Annotated in this window: 13 protein-coding genes; 4 read left to right on the forward strand and 9 right to left on the reverse strand. The window is 73.0% G+C overall.

The window, feature by feature from the left end; genetic code table 11:
• The 4 genes from ABZ453_RS26820 to ABZ453_RS26835 form a co-directional block, all read right to left on the reverse strand.
• A partial coding sequence (locus ABZ453_RS26820; protein ID WP_359018475.1) for a homocysteine S-methyltransferase family protein occupies positions 1-689 on the reverse strand: 689 nt, incomplete at its 3' end.
• The gene (locus tag ABZ453_RS26825) at positions 686-1669 is read right to left on the reverse strand and encodes a carbohydrate kinase family protein (protein ID WP_133043075.1); all 984 of its coding nucleotides are present in this window, start codon (positions 1667-1669) and stop codon (positions 686-688) included. The genes ABZ453_RS26825 and ABZ453_RS26820, both read right to left, overlap by 4 nt.
• A gap of 1 nt (position 1670) precedes the next feature.
• On the reverse strand, positions 1671-2834 hold the full coding sequence (gene metK, locus ABZ453_RS26830) for a methionine adenosyltransferase (RefSeq protein ID WP_359018477.1): 1164 nt from the start codon (positions 2832-2834) through the stop codon (positions 1671-1673).
• Between the two features lie 184 nt (positions 2835-3018).
• The gene (locus tag ABZ453_RS26835; protein WP_359018479.1) at positions 3019-4803 is read right to left on the reverse strand and encodes an MFS transporter; all 1785 of its coding nucleotides are present in this window, start codon (positions 4801-4803) and stop codon (positions 3019-3021) included.
• A 130-nt stretch (positions 4804-4933) separates the two neighbouring features.
• Between ABZ453_RS26835 and ABZ453_RS26840 the strand changes: the two genes are divergently transcribed.
• Positions 4934-5620, forward strand: coding sequence for an N-acyl homoserine lactonase family protein (locus ABZ453_RS26840; protein ID WP_359018481.1), 687 nt, complete (start codon positions 4934-4936; stop codon positions 5618-5620).
• A gap of 17 nt (positions 5621-5637) precedes the next feature.
• Positions 5638-6024 (forward strand): antibiotic biosynthesis monooxygenase family protein, encoded by a 387-nt coding sequence (locus ABZ453_RS26845; RefSeq protein ID WP_359018483.1) that lies wholly within the window; start codon positions 5638-5640, stop codon positions 6022-6024.
• Positions 6025-6085: 61 nt separating this feature from the next.
• Here the strand turns inward: ABZ453_RS26845 and ABZ453_RS26850 are convergent, their stop codons facing one another.
• From ABZ453_RS26850 to ABZ453_RS26870, 5 genes are all read right to left on the reverse strand, one after another.
• On the reverse strand, positions 6086-6487 hold the full coding sequence (locus tag ABZ453_RS26850; protein ID WP_359018485.1) for a cupin domain-containing protein: 402 nt from the start codon (positions 6485-6487) through the stop codon (positions 6086-6088).
• Positions 6488-6491: 4 nt separating this feature from the next.
• Entirely contained in the window at positions 6492-8402 is a 1911-nt protein-coding gene (locus tag ABZ453_RS26855; RefSeq protein WP_359018487.1) for an AMP-binding protein, read from the reverse strand.
• Positions 8402-11935 (reverse strand): FAD/NAD(P)-binding protein, encoded by a 3534-nt coding sequence (locus ABZ453_RS26860; protein ID WP_359018489.1) that lies wholly within the window; start codon positions 11933-11935, stop codon positions 8402-8404. The genes ABZ453_RS26855 and ABZ453_RS26860 overlap by 1 nt, the downstream gene beginning before the upstream one ends.
• Complete coding sequence (locus tag ABZ453_RS26865) at positions 11932-12387, reverse strand: cobalamin-dependent protein (RefSeq protein ID WP_133043067.1); 456 nt, start codon at positions 12385-12387, stop codon at positions 11932-11934. Before ABZ453_RS26865 ends, ABZ453_RS26860 begins: the two co-directional genes overlap by 4 nt.
• A 65-nt stretch (positions 12388-12452) precedes the next feature.
• The gene (locus ABZ453_RS26870; RefSeq protein WP_359018492.1) at positions 12453-13382 is read right to left on the reverse strand and encodes a hypothetical protein; all 930 of its coding nucleotides are present in this window, start codon (positions 13380-13382) and stop codon (positions 12453-12455) included.
• A gap of 168 nt (positions 13383-13550) precedes the next feature.
• Between ABZ453_RS26870 and ABZ453_RS26875 the strand changes: the two genes are divergently transcribed.
• Positions 13551-14306, forward strand: a complete 756-nt coding sequence (locus ABZ453_RS26875; protein WP_359018684.1) for an SDR family NAD(P)-dependent oxidoreductase — start codon at positions 13551-13553, stop codon at positions 14304-14306.
• Positions 14307-14666: 360 nt separating this feature from the next.
• Positions 14667-16103 carry a multicopper oxidase domain-containing protein gene (locus ABZ453_RS26880; RefSeq protein ID WP_359018494.1) on the forward strand — a complete coding sequence of 479 codons (1437 nt, stop codon included), beginning with the start codon at positions 14667-14669 and terminating at the stop codon, positions 16101-16103.
• The last annotated feature ends 12 nt before the right edge of the window (positions 16104-16115 follow it).

Consider the following 16115-nt stretch of genomic DNA (forward strand, 5'->3'; position numbering starts at 1 on the left):
GCGCAGTTCAGGCCGATCATGTCGATGCCCAGCGGCTCCAAAGCGGTCAGCGCGGCACCGATCTCCGAGCCCAGCAGCATCGTGCCGGTCGTCTCCACCGTCACCGACACGATCAACGGAACGTCGGCGCCCAGTGCTTGGAGTGCGCGTCGGGCGCCGAGGACCGCCGCCTTCGTCTGGAGCAGGTCCTGCGTGGTCTCCACGAGCAGGGCGTCCGAGCCGCCCGTGAGCAGTCCCTCGGCATTCTGCTGATAGGCGTCGCGCAGGACGCCGTACGACACATGCCCCAGGGTCGGCAACTTCGTGCCCGGGCCCATCGAACCCAGCACCCAGCGCAGCCGGCCGTCCCGGGCGGCGAACTCGTCCGCCGTCTCACGGGCGATCCGGGCCCCGGCCTCGGACAGCTCGGCGACGCGCTCGGGGATCTCGTACTCGGCGAGCGCCGCGTGGTTGGCGCCGAAGGTGTTGGTCTCGACGCAGTCGACGCCCGCGTCGAAGTAGGCCGAATGGACCGAACGGACGATGTCGGGGCGGGTGACGTTGAGGACCTCGTTGCAGCCCTCCAGTTGCTGGAAGTCGTCGAGGGAGGGGTCCTGGGCCTGGAGCATCGTGCCCATCGCCCCGTCGGCCACCACCACCCGGGTGGCCAGGGCCTCACGCAGCGCCGCGGCCCGGGCCGCCGGTGTCATGACAGCGCCCCCAGCCTGGGGATGAGACGGCGTACCGCGCCGGCGCCGTAGGTGCCGCACAGCCGGTCCAGGAGGTCGTTGCCGTCCAGGGCGTAGGTCTGGGTGCCGCGGCTCTCCAGCACCACCGAGGCGACGGCGCTGCCCAGCCGGGCCGCGTCCTCCAGGTCCAGCTCCCAGGCCAGGGCGGCGAGGAAGCCGGCCCGGTAGGCGTCCCCGGCGCCCGTGGGATCGACGGCGCCCCGGGACGCGACGGCCGGGACGAGGGTCGTGGTGCGGCCCGCGCGGGTGATCCGGGAGCCGCGCTCGCCCTGCGTGGTGACCCAGGTGCCGACGCGGCCCAGCACCTGCTGTTCCGTCCAGCCGGTGCGCTCCTGGATGAGCAGGGCCTCGTACTCGTTGGTGAACAGCCAGCGCGGGGAGTCGAGCAGGGCCCGCGTCTGGGCGCGGTCCAGCCGGGCCAGTTGCTGCGAGGGGTCGGCGACGAAGGGGACGCCGAGGCGCACGCACTGGCGGACATGACGGACCATGGCGTCCGGGTCGTCGGGGGAGATGACGACGAGGTCGGCGCCGCCGGTACGGGCGAGCAGTTCGGGCAGGTCGATGTGGCGGGCCTCCGCCATCGCGCCGGCGTAGAAGAAGCCGATCTGGTTCTGGGCGGTGTCGGTGGCGCACACGAAGCGCGCGGTGTGCAGGGTGTCGCTGATGCGCACGCCCGCCGTGTCGACGCCGTGTTCCTTCAGCCAGACCTCCTGGTCGGCGAAGTCGGCGCCGGCCGCGCCGACCAGCAGCGGGTCGAGGCCGAGCGAGCCGAGCCCGAAGGCGATGTTGGCGGCGACCCCGCCGTAGCGGATCTCGAGTTCGTCCGTCAGCAGGGAGAGCGAGATCCGGTCCAGGCGTTCCGCGAGGAGCTGGTCGGCGAACCTGTGCGGGAAGGACATGAGGTGGTCCTTGGCGATGGACCCGGTGACGGCGATACGCACCTCACACCCCCGCGGCCTTGCGCAGGGCGTCCACGCGGTCGGTCTTCTCCCAGGTGAAGTCCGGGAGTTCACGGCCGAAGTGGCCGTAGGCGGCGGTCTGGGCGTAGATCGGACGCAGCAGGTCGAGGTCGCGGATGATCGCGGCCGGACGCAGGTCGAAGACCTCGTCGATGGCCTTCTCGATCTTCTCGTGGTCGATCTTGGCGGTGCCGAAGGTCTCCACGAACAGACCCACCGGCTCGGCCTTGCCGATCGCGTACGCCACCTGCACCTCGCAGCGCGAGGCGAGACCCGCGGCGACGACGTTCTTGGCCACCCAGCGCATCGCGTACGCCGCCGAGCGGTCCACCTTGGACGGGTCCTTGCCGGAGAAGGCGCCGCCGCCGTGCCGGGCCATGCCGCCGTACGTGTCGATGATGATCTTCCGGCCGGTCAGACCCGCGTCGCCCATCGGGCCGCCGATCTCGAAGCGGCCGGTCGGGTTGACCAGGAGACGGTAGTTCTCGGTGTCCAACTTCAGGCCCTCGGTGGCCAGTTGGCCGAGGACGTGATCCACCACGTGCTCCCGGACGTCCGGGGTGAGCAGCGAGCCGAGGTCGATGTCGCTCGCGTGCTGGGAGGAGACGACCACCGTGTCGAGGCGGACCGCCCTGTCGCCGTCGTACTCGATGGTGACCTGCGTCTTGCCGTCCGGGCGCAGATAGGGGACCGTCCCGTCCTTGCGGACCTCCGACAGGCGCCTGGACAGGCGGTGTGCCAGGGAGATCGGCAGCGGCATCAGGGTGGGCGTCTCGTCGGTCGCGTAACCGAACATGAGCCCCTGGTCGCCCGCGCCGCCGGTGTCCACGCCCTGGGCGATGTCCGGCGACTGCGCGCCGATCGACACCGACACCCCGCAGGAGGCGCCGTCGAAGCCCTTGGCCGAGGAGTCGTAGCCGATCTCGGTGATCCGGTCGCGGACCAGCTGGGCGATGGGCGCGTAGGCCCGGGTGGTGACCTCGCCGGCCACGTGCACCAGACCGGTGGTGATCAGCGTCTCGACGGCGACCCGGGAGGCCGGGTCCTCACGCAGCAGCGCGTCGAGAACGGTGTCGCTGATCTGGTCAGCGATCTTGTCGGGGTGACCCTCGGTCACGGACTCCGAGGTGAACAGACGACGGGACACGGACCCTCCAGGGGGACGACAGCCGGACCGCGGTTGCGCGGCCAGCGTGGCGCCGGGTTCTGCAGAGCGGCTCGAAGGGCTCTACAGCCCGGCGCACGGCGAGGCCGCCGTACGCGGGTGTGCGCGTACGGCGGCCCCGGACGCCCGGTCCGGTCCTCCGGGCGTCGGTCTCCCCGCGAGTGGGTCAGGCGCGTTCGGCGGTGTGCGCCCGGGGCGCCGGGCCGGAGCCGCCGCTCTCCGGCGTCTCCTCACCACCCGCGTCGCCCTCGTCGCCCTGCTCCCACTCGGGCTTGCGGGCGTACTTGGGCAGCATGAAGGTGAGCAGGAAGCCGAGGCCGATGACGCCGACCTCGTACCACAGCACATGGCCCGTGGCCTTGGCGTAGCCCTCCTTGCGGGCCTTGTCCGAAGCCTTGGCGAGCGCCTTGCCGACGCGCTGCTCCTGGCCGGCGGGCACCGCCCCGGCCGGGACGATCCGCCGGCACACGGCGGGCGGGGCACCCGCGTCCTCGTTCTTGCCGCTCTCCTTCGCGCAGGCGCGGAAGTTGGCCGCGATGGTGTCCTGGGCCGGCGCGGCGACCCCGGCCGCGGTGAGCTCCTTGCGCAGTTCGGGAAGTGCCGTGTTCGCGCCGGGCACCGCCTGTCCCGCCAGCAGGTTGAAGAACAGCACGCCGATGACGGCGACACCCGCGGCGGCACCGAGCTGGTCGGCGGTGCTCAGCACCCCGGAGCCGGAGCCGGCGTGCTCCACCGGGACCCCGCCCAGCACGATGTCGACCACCGGCGAGATGACGAAGCCGAGGCCGAGACCGAGCACGGCGAGCGCCGGCGCCAGGTCCCAGCCGCCGGTGGCGGAACCGAAGTGGTCGATCGTCCAGATCAGGGCGACCATGCCGACACCCATGATCACCATGCCGATGCTGAGCACCTTGCGGCCCATCTTGATCGCCAGGACCGCCGAGAACGACGAGGTGATCATCGCGCCGAAGGAGAAGGGCACAGTGGCGAGACCCGCCGCCAGCGGCGAGAACCCGAGACCTACCTGCAGATACAGGGTGAACGGGAAGAACAGGCCCGAGATGATGGCGAAGAAGCTCAGCATCACCAGGAGACCGGCCACGAACGACCGCTCCTTGAACAGGCTCGGCTCCACCAGCGCGGAGCCGTCCCGGGACGCCTTGCGCCGCTCGTACAGACCGAAGATCACGAACAGCGGCACCGAGCAGCCCATGGCGACGAACGACCAGGTGGGCCAGCCGTCCTGCTCGCCCTGCACCAGCGGGTACAGCAGCGACAGCAGGGCCAGCGTCACCAGGGCGACACCCACCAGGTCCAGGTGCTTGACGTTGGGCGAACGCGACTCGCGCACGTACAGGTTCACCCCGATCAGGGCGAACAGACCGACCGGCACGTTCACCAGGAAGATCGGGCGCCACGACCAGCCGAACAGGTCGGCGTTGACGAGCACGCCGCCCAGCACCGGGCCGAGCATCGCGGCGACCCCGGACAGGGCGCCGAACATGCCGAAGACGGCGGCGCGTTCCTTGGGCGGGAAGCTGACCTGGAAGACGGACAGTCCCTGGGTCATCACGATGGCGCCGCCCAGGCCCTGCAGCACCCGGGAGGCGATGAGCATCTCCGTGCTCTGCGCCGCGCCGCACAGCAGCGAGGCGGCGACGAACACGACGATGCCGATGGAGATCATCCTCTTGCGGCCGAGCATGTCACCGACCCGGCCGACGGTGATCAGGCTGAGGGCGAAGGTGAGCGTGTACGCGGCGGCCACCCACTGGAGCGCCGCCTTTCCGGCGCCCAGGTCGGTCTGCAGCACGGGCAGTGCCACGTTCACGATCGTGGTGTCGATCAGGTCGAGGGCGATGGCCACGAGGATCACTGCGGCGGCGCGCCACCGCTGCGGGTCCGGCTCTCCCTCCCCTGCCAGGTACGTCTCGTCTGCTGCGTGCGTCACGGGGCTCTCCTCTGTCCGACGGCGCGCTTGCGCCGAGTGTGATCGCCTCCGCTTGAGCGCCGCTCGAGCGCGCGCGCCCACCATGCCGGGCGGCAGCGGCAACCCGCCGCGCCGGAAGGGAACGCGCAGAATGAGGCTGTACTTGCTGAGGCTGGGCACCATCCCGGGGCTCCAGGCGCCGGTGCCCGGCTATCTGATCCGCACCGACGACGGGCGTACGGTGCTGGTCGACACCGGGGCGGCGCCGGGCGGCGGGCCCGTCCAGGTCGCCGAGGGCGAGGACGTGGTGGCGACGCTGTCCCGCCTCGGCGTCCGCCCCGAGGACGTCGACACCGTCGTCTGCTCCCATCTCGACCCCGACCACGTCGGCGGTCATTCCGCTTTCACGGGCGCCGAGTTCGTGATCCAGCGCGAGCACCTCGACCTGGCCCGCTCGGGCACCGTGCCGCGGCTGGAGGCGTCACGTCCGCTGTGGGACGTGCCGGGCCTGCGCTACCGCACGGTCGAGGGCGACACCGAACTCCTGCCCGGCGTCGAGCTGATCGCCTCCGGCGGCCATGTGCCGGGCCACCAGTCCGTCCTGGTCCGCCTGGCGCACACCGGGCCCGTGCTGCTGGCCGTGGACGCGATCCCCGTCAGTGCGGCCCTGGACGCCGACAAGCGCCCCGTCCTCCCCTTCGACCTGGACGAGAAGGAACTGCGCGCCTCCACCCGCCGGTTGGTGGAGCTGGCCCGCGCCGAGAACGCCCTGATCGTGCACGGCCACGACGCCGAGCAGTGGCGGACGCTGCGGGTCGCACCCGAGTACTACGACTGACGACAGGGGCTGAGCTGATGAGTACCGAGGCGATGAGCAGCGAGGCGAAGAGCAGCGAGGCGATGAGTACGGAGGCGATGCGTACCGAGCGCATCCGTGTGGTCATCTATCTGCGGGCTCCCGAGGAGGGGACCGAGCCGCTGGAGGAGGCGTACCGGGAGATCAGCTGGGTGCGTCCCGGCGCCATCCCCGGACTGCTGCGCAGCGAGCTGCTGCGGGACGTGGACCGGCCCGACGAGTTCGTGCTGCACGGCGAGTGGGAGAGCCTGGAGGCTTACCGCACCTGGCAGTTCGGCCCGGACCACAAGGACAACCCGTCGGCGCTGCGGCCGTACCAGGACCGCTCGCGCGGCCGGCACTACGCCGTCTACGGCATCGCGTCCGAGGAGATCCGGGGCGCCTGAACCACGCGGAGGGCCGCCGACACCGTTGCGGTGCGGCGGCCCTTGGCGTGTGCGCCCCCGGTCACTCCACGGGTTCCGCCGGCTCCACCGGCGCCTCCCACACCACCAGCATCAGCGCGCCCTGTTCCGTGCGCGGGGCGTGCACGCTGCCGGGGGCCATGACCAGCAGGGAGTTCTTGGGGTGCCGTCCGTCCTCGGTGATCAGCTCGCCGTCGAGGACCAGGATGATTTCGTAACTGGTGTGCCGGTGCGGGGCGGCGGCCGCGCCCGGGTGGTAGCGCACCAGCGAGGCCGCGGGGCCCGTCGGGCCGGTCTGCTCGGTGGTGTAGAGCGGGAAGACCTCGACACCGACCCGCCCGTCCGCGGTCAGCGGTGTGAACTTCAGCTTCCCGAGGAGTTCCTCGGGCCGGTCGAGCCCCTCGACGACCAGGGGAACGGCGGCTGTGGCCCGCTGTACTGACATGACGTCAACTCCTTGACTGAGAAGTGATGGTGGATCGGTGCGGCGTTCCGTACTCCGCCAATTGCTCGCGCACCGTCCGCCGCTGGACCTTGCCCGAGGTGGTGCGGGGCAGCCGGTCGGTGAAGCACAACTGCTCGGGGCGGCCGACGGGGGAGAGGGTGCGCTCGGTGTGGGCCAGCAGTTCCGCGGCGAGCGCCGGGTCCGCCGTACGGCCGGGGGCCGGGACGACGACGGCGAGCGGCAGCAGACCGGCCGTCTCGTCGGGCACCGGCACCACCGCCACCTCCGCCACGGCCGGGTGGGCGCGCAGCGCGGCCTCCGCCTCGTACGGGGAGACGCGGTGGCCGTGGGACTTGAACACGTCGTCGCGCCGGCCCAGGACCCGGATCCAGCCGTCGGCGTCGCGTTCGCCGAGGTCGCCGGTGGCGTACCAGCCGCGCCCCAGGGCCCGTTCGGTGCGCTCGGGATCGTCCGGATAGCCGGCCATCACACCGACCGGCCGCCCGCCGTCCGCGCCCCGCTCACCAACCTCAGGCGCCAACTCCACGCAGATCTCGCCCACTTGCTCATGGCGCTCGCCGGTGTCCGGGTCGCGCAGGGTGATGCGGTAGCCGGGCAGCGGGCGGCCCAGCAGTCCGGGCCGGGGAGTGCCGCCGGGTGGGGTGCCGATCAGCGCCGTCGTCTCGGTCTGGCCGTACCCGTCGCGTACGACGACACCCCAGGCGTTCCGTACGGCCTCGGCGAGGTCCGTCGGCAGGGGCTCCCCGGCGCTCGTCGCCTCCCGCAACCGGGGTGCGGCCGAGCCGAGATGGGGGCGCAGGGCCTGCCAGGTGCTCGGCGGGGCGCAGAAGCTGTCCGCCGCGAGCCGGTCCAGCAGCCGGGGCAGCCCCGCCGGGTCCACCGGGCCCTCGGGCAGCGCGACGATCGTGGCCTCGGCGTTCCACGGCACGAACAGGCTGCTCCAGGAGTGCTTGGCCCAGCCGGGGGAGGAGACGTTGACGTGCCGGTCGCCGGGCAGCAGGCCGTTCCAGTAGAGGCTGGAGAGGTGGCCGGCCGGATAGCTGAGGTGGGTGTGGGCGACCAGCTTGGGCGTGGAGGTGGTGCCGGAGGTGAAGTAGCAGAAGGCTACGTCGTCGGCGGGGGTGGGGTCGTCGGGTACGAAGGGCTCGCCGACCGCGTGACTGTCGCCGTAGTCCGTCCAGCCCCGGGGTACGCGCCCGTCGGGTCCTGGCACCGCGACCCGTATGCCGGGGACGGTCACGGACGCGAAGGCGTCGGTCGACGCGGACCGGCACACCAGATGCGCGAGGCGCCCGCGGCCGACCCGGTCGGCGGCCTGGTCCGGGGTCAGGTCCGGGTGGCTGGGCACCACCACGGCCCCCAGTTTCAGCGCCGCCAGCAGCACCTCCCACAGCTCCACCTGCGTACCGAGCACCACCATCAGCCGGTCATCACGGGTCACTCCCAGCCGGGCCAGCCACATGGCCACCGCGTCCGAGCGCCGGGACATCTCGGCGTACGACACCCCACGCACGGTCCCGTCCCGCCCGACCAGCTCCAGCGCGGGCGCCTCGTTTCCCTCCGCGACCACGTCGAACCACTCCAACGCCCAGTTGAAGTACGCGGGCCGCGGCCAGCGGAAGCCGGCGACGGCGGCGTCGGGCTCGGTGCGGTGGCGGAGCAACAGGTCGCGGGCGGCGCGGAAGTGGTGGTGGGCCTCGGTGTGACGAGCGGAACGGTATTCCGTGCCCTGGCGGGTGACGGCCCGGCGCGGGGCGTCGTTCGACTCCTCCCGCGCCGGGTGTGGACGACCGGCCCGGTGGGCGCCGTCCGCACCGGCCGGCGGTGCGGCGGCCAGTGGCGGTGTCCCGGTGTCGTCCGTCCGGGCGGATCCCGTGACGCTGCGTGCCGACATCACCGTTCTCCCTCGTCGTCGGTCGTGGTCAGTGCCGTGCGCCAGCGGGGGCTCAGGACGACGCCGGTCAGTTCCGGGTGGTCGGGGGTGGTGTGCGCCCCGGTCAGGGCGTCCTCGGCAATCGCGTCGGCGTCGGCCGTGAACTCCCCCCACACGCCTGGGCGTCCGCTGCCGACCTGGGTGAACCAGCGGGCGAACTCGCTCGGGATGCCCAGCACGTACATGCCGGTCTCGGGGCGTCCGTCGGCGCGGACCGGATGGAACGGCGAGCCCGTGACCGTGACACCGCCGGTGGCGAACTCCCCGCCGTCCGGGCCCCGGTTGACGTACGGCGTGAGCAGCCCCTGGTCGCGCAGCCGGGCGGTCAGGTCACCGTGGGCCCGGCGCAGGTCGGGCTCCGGGATGCGGGCGTCGATCAGCACGTCCAGCGCGCTGCGGCTGTCCGCGACATGCGGGGACTCCACGAAGAACCGGCCGGTGTCCTCGTCGGCGCCGAACCGGGCGTCCGGCCCGGCGACGCGCAGCAGCCCGGCGTCCAGGAGCGCCAGCAGCTGCTCCAGCCGGACCATGGGCGGACCCGTGGTCAGCCGGGACACCATTGGCACGAAGTCCGACAGGAAGTCCCCGCGGTGCGAGTCGGGTGCGAGCCCGGAGAAGTCCACCGCGGTGCGCAGCACTCCGCGCACGTCCCGGATGGTGTCGAGGCACGCCTTCACCGGCCCCTCGGCGTTGCCCTCGGCGGCCAGCTCCAGATCCCGGCGCAACAGTGCGGCCAACTCCGCCTCGAACGCCTCGGGACTCGCGAACCGCCGCCCACGAAACGGCCAGGCCCACTCCTCCAGATCCACCGCCCGCCACCCACGCAGCCCACAACGCGCCGCCGCCCGCACCACCACATCCTGCGGCCCACGGACCGGCACACGCACTGCCCGCGGGCCGCCTGGTGTACGAACTGCCTGCGGGTCGTCGCCCGTTGCACGGGCTGCCTGTGGGGCGTCGCCAGTGGTGCGGCCTGCCCGGGTTTCGTCGGTGGTGCGGACTCCCCGTGGGGCGCCGCCGGTGGTGTGGACTTCCCACGTATCGCCGCCTGTTGCGCGTACTCCTCGTGCGTCGCCGCCCGTCGCGCGCACCGCCTCCCGGCCATCCCCCCACGCGCGTACCGCCTCCACCGCCTCGTGGCGGAAGCGTTCGGCGATGTCGGGGCCGTAGGCCCGTTGCAGTGCCGTCGCGCAGCGGACCAGTTCCACCTCGGCCAGCAGCCATGGCAGGACGTCGGCCCGGAAGTCGAGTGGTCCGCGGCGGCGCAGCGCGCGGATCCGTTCCCGGGTGAACAGCAGCGGCCGGTAGGTGTGCCGGGGCCCCTTCTGGTTGCGGCCCCGGGCGAGCAGCGGCACCCCGCTGCGGGACCCGGCCACCACCACCGGCTCCCGCCCGCAGGGCACATACCGCAGTCCGCCCCCGTCGGCCGGTACGAACCGGCCGCCGCGCCCGGTGGTGAGGGCGGCGAGCACGTCGTAGAAGGACAACCCGAGGCCGATGACGCCCACGGTGCTGCCGGGCGGGACGTCCGCCAGCGGCATGTCGACCGCCGAGTCGCCGCGCACGTACCGCAGCCCGGGGCGCGCCGCCGCGAAGTCGGCCAACGCACGCTGCTCGGGCCGGAGTTCGGGCAGCGGGTGACCGGTCGTCAGCACCACCCGGTCGGCGCGCAGCTGCTCCCCACCGCCGAGCGAGAGCAGATACCGTCCGTCCGGCTCGCGGACGACCGTCTCGACGTACCGCCGCAACCGCCGCAGCCGGAACGTGTCCGGCGGCAGCGTCTGTTCGATCCGGTCCAGGGCGTAGGCGAGGTACTGGCCGTACAGCCCGCGCGGCGCGCACACGTCGGGGGCGGCCCGGTCCGGCTCGACGACCCGCCACCACTCGTACAGCGAGGGCCCGGCGCCCGCCCGGGCGGGACCGGAGTCCGGGAGCCCGGAGAAGATGGTGACCTCGCCGCAGACCGTGTTCATCATCGACCAACGCGGCTGGTCCGTACGCCAGATACGGCCCGGCCCCACCTCCACCGCGTCGATGGCGTACACCTCGACGGGACGCGGCGCGGGCCGCTCGGCGAGGCGGACCGCCAGCCGTTCCAGCACGGAGATGCCGCGCGGCCCGGTGCCCACCACCGCGATCCGGTACGGCTCGGGCGGCGTGTCCCCGGGCAGCGGCTCGGGGAATCCGGCCGAGCCCGACTCCGGGGCCCCCTCCAGCGCCAGCAGATCGTGCCGGTCGGCGGTGTAGCGCAGCATCTGCAGCAGCCGTCCCGCGGTCACCGGACCCGGGGACGCGCCCACCCGGCGCGGCAGCGGCATCCGCCCGGTCCTCGTCCAGCGCAGCCGGCCCTCCCCGTCGACCGCCGCCTGGGTCAGCCCCCGGTTGTCCTCGTGCAGACAGAACGGCACGTCCAGGATCCCGGCGGCGAAGGCGCGGGTCAGCGCGGTGCCCACGTCCTCGTGCAGCTCCAGCGTCGCCTCGACCAGCGCCCCGGCCTCGGCCAGCACCTCACCGGGGTCCACCTCGTGCGCCCACGGGATCCGGCTGTCCGCCCGGGCCCGCTCGGCGGCGCGGTCGGCCGACCTGAGCGAGGCGATGTTCTCCGCGACGGTCGGCAGCCGTAGCGCCTCCGCCGGGGTCTTCACCACGAGCCGCTGGGCGCCGCCGCGCACCGCGAGCTCCGCGCTGCGGTCCATCAGCAGCCGGGCGCCCCGCGGACTGCCCGGGAAGACACCCATGTACGTGTAGAGCACCAGATGCCGGTCGACATGGCCCGGCAGCCAGGCGTCCGCGAGCATCCGCAGCGCGGTCAGCGCCTCCACGTCCTGCCGGGCGTCGGTCTGCTGGGCGTAGCTCAACGAGACGCTGGGCGTGCCCTGCTGCACGAAGAACAGGGCCTCCAGCAGGCTCGTCGCCACCAGCAGGGAGGGCGGGCAGAGCTGGCCGAGCAGGCAGCCGCCGAAGGTCTCCAGATGCGCGCGCAGCCCGCGGTCCCGGCTCAGCCCGGCGAACTCGGCTGTCGCGGCACGCCAGTTGGCGACCGACTCGGCGAGCGGGGTGCGGCCGTAGGGCAGGCAGTACGACACCGGGCCGCCCTCGCTCGCGGACAGCCCGGCGCGCACCATCGTGCGGAAGATGTCCCGCGGCAGCGCGGAGCCGTGCCGCACCTGCACCGGCCGCCCCCCGGCCGCCCGCGCGACCTCGGCGGCGACCCGCGGGCCGTGCGCCACCAGCGGGAAGCCGTTGAGCGGGTCGCCCGCGGCCAGTGCCGCCCGCGCGTGGTCGTGGTCGCCGACCCGGGTGTAGCTGTCCAGCGTGAGGGTGCCCACGGTCGGGAACGGCAGCGAGCACACCGCCCGCAGCCCCGCGGCCATCGCGTCCGGGGCGGCCATCCCCATCCGGGGCTGTACGACGAGACGGCCCGCGTCCGCCGCCCGGCGTACCTGGTCGCCCAGGTCGGCGGGGGAACGGCCGAGCACAGACTGCTCCGTCATACCGCCCTGCCCTCCGCGGCCCGCTGCGGCAGCGCGCCGAGGAGCCGGCCGATCGACGAGGCGTCCGCGGTGTCGGTGAACACCGCGTCGAAACCGGCGTCGACCAGGGCCCGGGCGGCCGCGGTGCCCTCGTCGCCGTCGATGCCCAGCTTGCCGCCGATGACGGCGGGGACGTCACCGGCCACGGGGTCGGCGCGCAGCTTGCGGATCACCCGTGCCCCGTCGAGGCGGCCGTGGCCGTTGACGGTGCTGACCACCAGCAGGTCGGGCCGGACGCGGCGCATGGAGTCGAGCAGCAGCCGGTCGGGTACGCACGGCCCGAGATTGACGACCTCGTGGCCCATCTCCTCGAGCAGCAGCTGCAGGAAGACCAGGTTCCAGGTGTGGGCGTCCGAGGAGACCGTGGACAGCAGGACGCGCCGTCGCCCGTCTCGTGGGGCCACCGTCCTCATAGTTGCTCATCTCTCTCTCGCGTAGGACTGGCTGATGGCTCTCGTGGGGGAGGGGCGACGGCGGGTCAGCGGAGCGTGACCAGCTGCCACATGCCCTCGAAGGCGCGCTTGACGAGCGTCTGCCGGTTGCTGATGAAGGAGGTGAGGAGGTAGCCGCCGGGCTGCAGGGCGAGGGAGAAGACCGCGGAGGCACCGGGCTGCAACGGCGTGAGTCCGACGGGCACGCCGACGAAGGGGTACACCGGCGGCTGCTGGCCCTTGCGCAGCGCCTCCATGCAGGCGGTGACGTCCGCCTCGGTGGCGCCCGGGGTGGTGCGCAGGAACATCACCTCGTTGAGCTGGGCGGTGTGGTTGACGACCTGGAAGGTGCCGTCGGCGGGCAGGGTGGGGGCGGTGAGGTAGCGGCCCTGGTCGCCGTCGTCGTACGGGGCGATGGTGTGCGCGGTGACCGGGAGGCGGCCCTGCGGGCGGGTGCCGGTCACGGTGAGGGTGCGCACGCGCTCGGGGTGGGCGGGGTCGACGGTGGTGTAGTCGAGCAGGTGGTAGGTGCCGGGCGCGAGGATCCAGCTCGTCTCGACCGGGCCGCCCACCGCGCTGACCGCCGGTCCGCCGAAGTAGCGGGCCTCGCTGTCGATGAGGGCGAGGCCGGCGCGGCGCTCGGCCGGGTCGGTGGCGGTGGCGGCCTGCCGGTAGTGGGTCAGGAAGTCCACCAGGGTCACGCCGGGCCGCAGCCTGACCAGCCCGAGCGGGTGCTGCTGCTTCTGGTCGGGGGTGGTGGCGCGCAGGGTCACGGCGCCCGCGGCCACCGTGTCCGTGCTGAGGGTCAGTGCGTCGGGCGCGGCCACCGCCTCCACGACCTGCACGGCATGCCGGCCGCGCTCGCCCTGCTGGGCGAGCGCGGGCGTGGGCAGCAGCGCGACCGCGCCCGAGGCCATTCCGAACAGCACTCCACGGCGCCCGAGCCTCGCCGACCCGTCGCTGACGTTCGCTTGCATCACCGGTTCCTCCTCTTTGCTCCGAGGCCCGGCATGCTCCGTAGACCGGCTCAAGGGTGACTTCAGGGCGTATCGAGAGGGGGGCGGCACGGTGCGGGGGTCTCGGTCCGCGGAGTCCCTGGAGGTACCCCCATGAGCCGCACAAGCCCCGTAAGCCCCGTAAGCCGTATGGGCACGGCCACCGCCGTCGTCACCGGAGCGGGCAGCGGGATCGGTGCCGCGACCGCCCGTCGGCTCGCCGCCGCCGGGTACCGGGTGGTGCTGGCCGCCCGCCGCAAGGACCGCCTCGACGAGGTCGCCGCGCGGATCGAGGCGGACGGCGGCCGGTGTTCCGTACACGCCCTCGACGTCACCGACCGCGACGCCGTACGGGCCTTCGCCGACGGTCTGGACCGGGTCGACGTGCTGGTGAACAACGCGGGTGGCGCGCTCGGCACCGAGTACGTGGCCGTCGCCGACCCCGCCGACTGGTCGGCGATGTACGAGGTGAACGTCCTCGGCGTCCTGCACGTCACCCAGGCCCTGCTGCCCGCGCTCGTGGCGAGCGGCGACGGCACGGTCGTGGTGCTGTCCTCCACCGCGGGCCATGTCGCCTACGAGGGCGGCGGTGGCTACGCGGCAGCCAAACACGGGGCGCACGCGCTCGCGGCCACGCTGCGGCTGGAACTGTGCGGCGAGCCGGTCCGGGTGATCGAGATCGCACCCGGCATCGTGCGCACCGAGGAGTTCGCCCTCCACCGCTTCCGCGGCGACGAGGACGCGGCGGCCGCCGTCTACCGGGGCATCGAATCCCCCCTCACGGCCGAGGACATAGCCGACACCGTCACCTGGACCGTCACCCGCCCCACCCACGTCAACATCGACCTGATCGTCGTCCGCCCCCGAGCCCAGGCAGCCCAGCACAAGGTCCACCGCACGGCGTGAGGTACGGCGGTCTGGCCCGGCCCGGTGGATGACCGCCCGGCACGAGGCGCGGCGACATCCGCCGTCCCGGGCGGCTGGGGGTAGGGGGTGCCGCGGCAGCCCGGGTGTGCCGGCGGGGGGTGTGGGGGGCGGTGTCATCCGCCGTCCTTCGAGGGCCCGCACGGCGTGAGGTACGGCCACCCCGCCGACCTCGACCCCGACCCCCCACCACCGCACAACCCCGCACACGCCCCTCCACCCCGACGTACCCGAAGAGCCCCCCGGTGTACCGCCGCTCAAGCGGGCGCCTAGGCCGCTGCGGCTGAATGTGCGCTGCCGGTCCCGAGCGGCGCCGGAACGAGGTGACGAAGGAGAGTGCACGTGCTGACGCGCAGGCAACTGATCAAGGCGGGCGCCGCCACCGGCGTGCTGGCGGCCGGCTCCGCCTCCGGCATCGCCCTGGCCGAGGGGTCCGGCGGTGCGGCGGCCGACGAGCCCTTCGGTGTCCCGCTCAGGCCCGCCCGGGTGCTGAGCCCGGTCCGGCAGGGGCGCGGGCGGTCCAAGGGGTGGTACGACGTCTACCGGCTCAGCCCGAAGGAGGCCGATGTCGCCGTGCTGCCGGGGACCACCACCCGGATGCGGCTGTTCAACGGCGAGGTCGCCCCGGTCATCAAGGCCACCCGCGGCCGGCCGGTGTTCATCGAGCAGACCAACGCCCTCGACGTGCCGTTCGCCATGCATCTGCACGGCGGCCACGTCCCGGCCCGCTACGACGGACACCCGGCCGAGGAGGTGCGCCCCGGCGGCAGCCGCGTCTTCTTCTACCCCAACGAGCAGCGCGCCTCGACCATGTGGCTGCACGACCACTCGCTGGAGGCGCACACCGAGAACATCTACCGCGGCACGGTGGCCGGCTACCTCCTGACCGACGAGTTCGAGGAGCGGCTGCCCCTGCCCAAGGGCCGGTACGACGTCCCCCTGTACCTGCGGGACGCCAAGTTCGCCGCCGACGGCTCACTGGTGTACGCCATGGACGGCTTCCGCGACCGGCCCACCCTCCTGGTCAACGGCAGCCCGCGCCCGTACTTCGAGGTCGCCGCCCGCAAGTACCGCATCCGCCTGACCAACACCTCCAACGAGCGGGCGTTCCTGCTGCAGTTGGGCGAGGGCGACGAGATGACCCACATCGCTTCCGACGGCGGCCTGCTGCCCGCCCCGGTCTCCGCCCGGGTGCTGGAGATATGGCCGGCCGAACGGCAGGAGGTCGTCATCGACTTCTCCCGTTACCCCGTCGGCTCGAAGATCGTCCTCGGCAACAAGGTCGCCTTCCCCGGCGAGGCCCCGGAGGTCATGCGCTTCGACGTGGTGCGCACCGCGGAAGACCCCTCCAGCGTCCCCGACCGGCTGCGCCCGGTGCCCGACCTCGGCACCCCCACCGTCGAGCGGACCTTCGTGATGTCCTTCGACGTCGCCACCGGACAACACCTCATCAACGGCAAGCCGTTCGACCCCGAGCGTGTCGACCTCCGGCCCCGACTCGGCACCACGGAGATCTGGACCGTCACCAACACCGACACCAGGTTCGGCATCCCGCACTCGATGCACACCCACCTGGAGCACTTCCAGGTGGTGGACCGCGACGGCACGGCCCCCGCGCCCGGCGAGTCGGGCCTGAAGGACACCGTCACGGTCATGCCGGGCAGGACCGTCCGCTTCAAGCTCAAGTTCACCGACTACACGGGCAAGTTCATGTACCACTGCCATCTGCTGGGCCACATGACCATGGGAATGATGGGCCAGATGGAAGTCGTCGACTGAACGGCCCGCCGC

It is taken from the genome of Streptomyces sp. NPDC005799 (assembly GCF_040630525.1).
In the GTDB taxonomy this organism is placed as follows: Bacteria; Actinomycetota; Actinomycetes; order Streptomycetales; family Streptomycetaceae; genus Streptomyces; species Streptomyces griseorubiginosus_B.

Excerpts from the sequence above, each read along its gene's own strand:
- ABZ453_RS26840 (WP_359018481.1), top strand. The coding sequence starts at position 4,934 with ATGAGGCTGTACTTGCTGAGGCTGGGCACCATCCCGGGGCTCCAGGCG.
- ABZ453_RS26845 (WP_359018483.1), top strand. The coding sequence starts at position 5,638 with ATGAGTACCGAGGCGATGAGCAGCGAGGCGAAGAGCAGCGAGGCGATG.
- ABZ453_RS26850 (WP_359018485.1), bottom strand. The coding sequence starts at position 6,487 with ATGTCAGTACAGCGGGCCACAGCCGCCGTTCCCCTGGTCGTCGAGGGG.
- ABZ453_RS26855 (WP_359018487.1), bottom strand. The coding sequence starts at position 8,402 with ATGTCGGCACGCAGCGTCACGGGATCCGCCCGGACGGACGACACCGGG.
- ABZ453_RS26860 (WP_359018489.1), bottom strand. The coding sequence starts at position 11,935 with ATGACGGAGCAGTCTGTGCTCGGCCGTTCCCCCGCCGACCTGGGCGAC.
- ABZ453_RS26865 (WP_133043067.1), bottom strand. The coding sequence starts at position 12,387 with ATGAGGACGGTGGCCCCACGAGACGGGCGACGGCGCGTCCTGCTGTCC.
- ABZ453_RS26870 (WP_359018492.1), bottom strand. The coding sequence starts at position 13,382 with ATGCAAGCGAACGTCAGCGACGGGTCGGCGAGGCTCGGGCGCCGTGGA.
- ABZ453_RS26875 (WP_359018684.1), top strand. The coding sequence starts at position 13,551 with ATGGGCACGGCCACCGCCGTCGTCACCGGAGCGGGCAGCGGGATCGGT.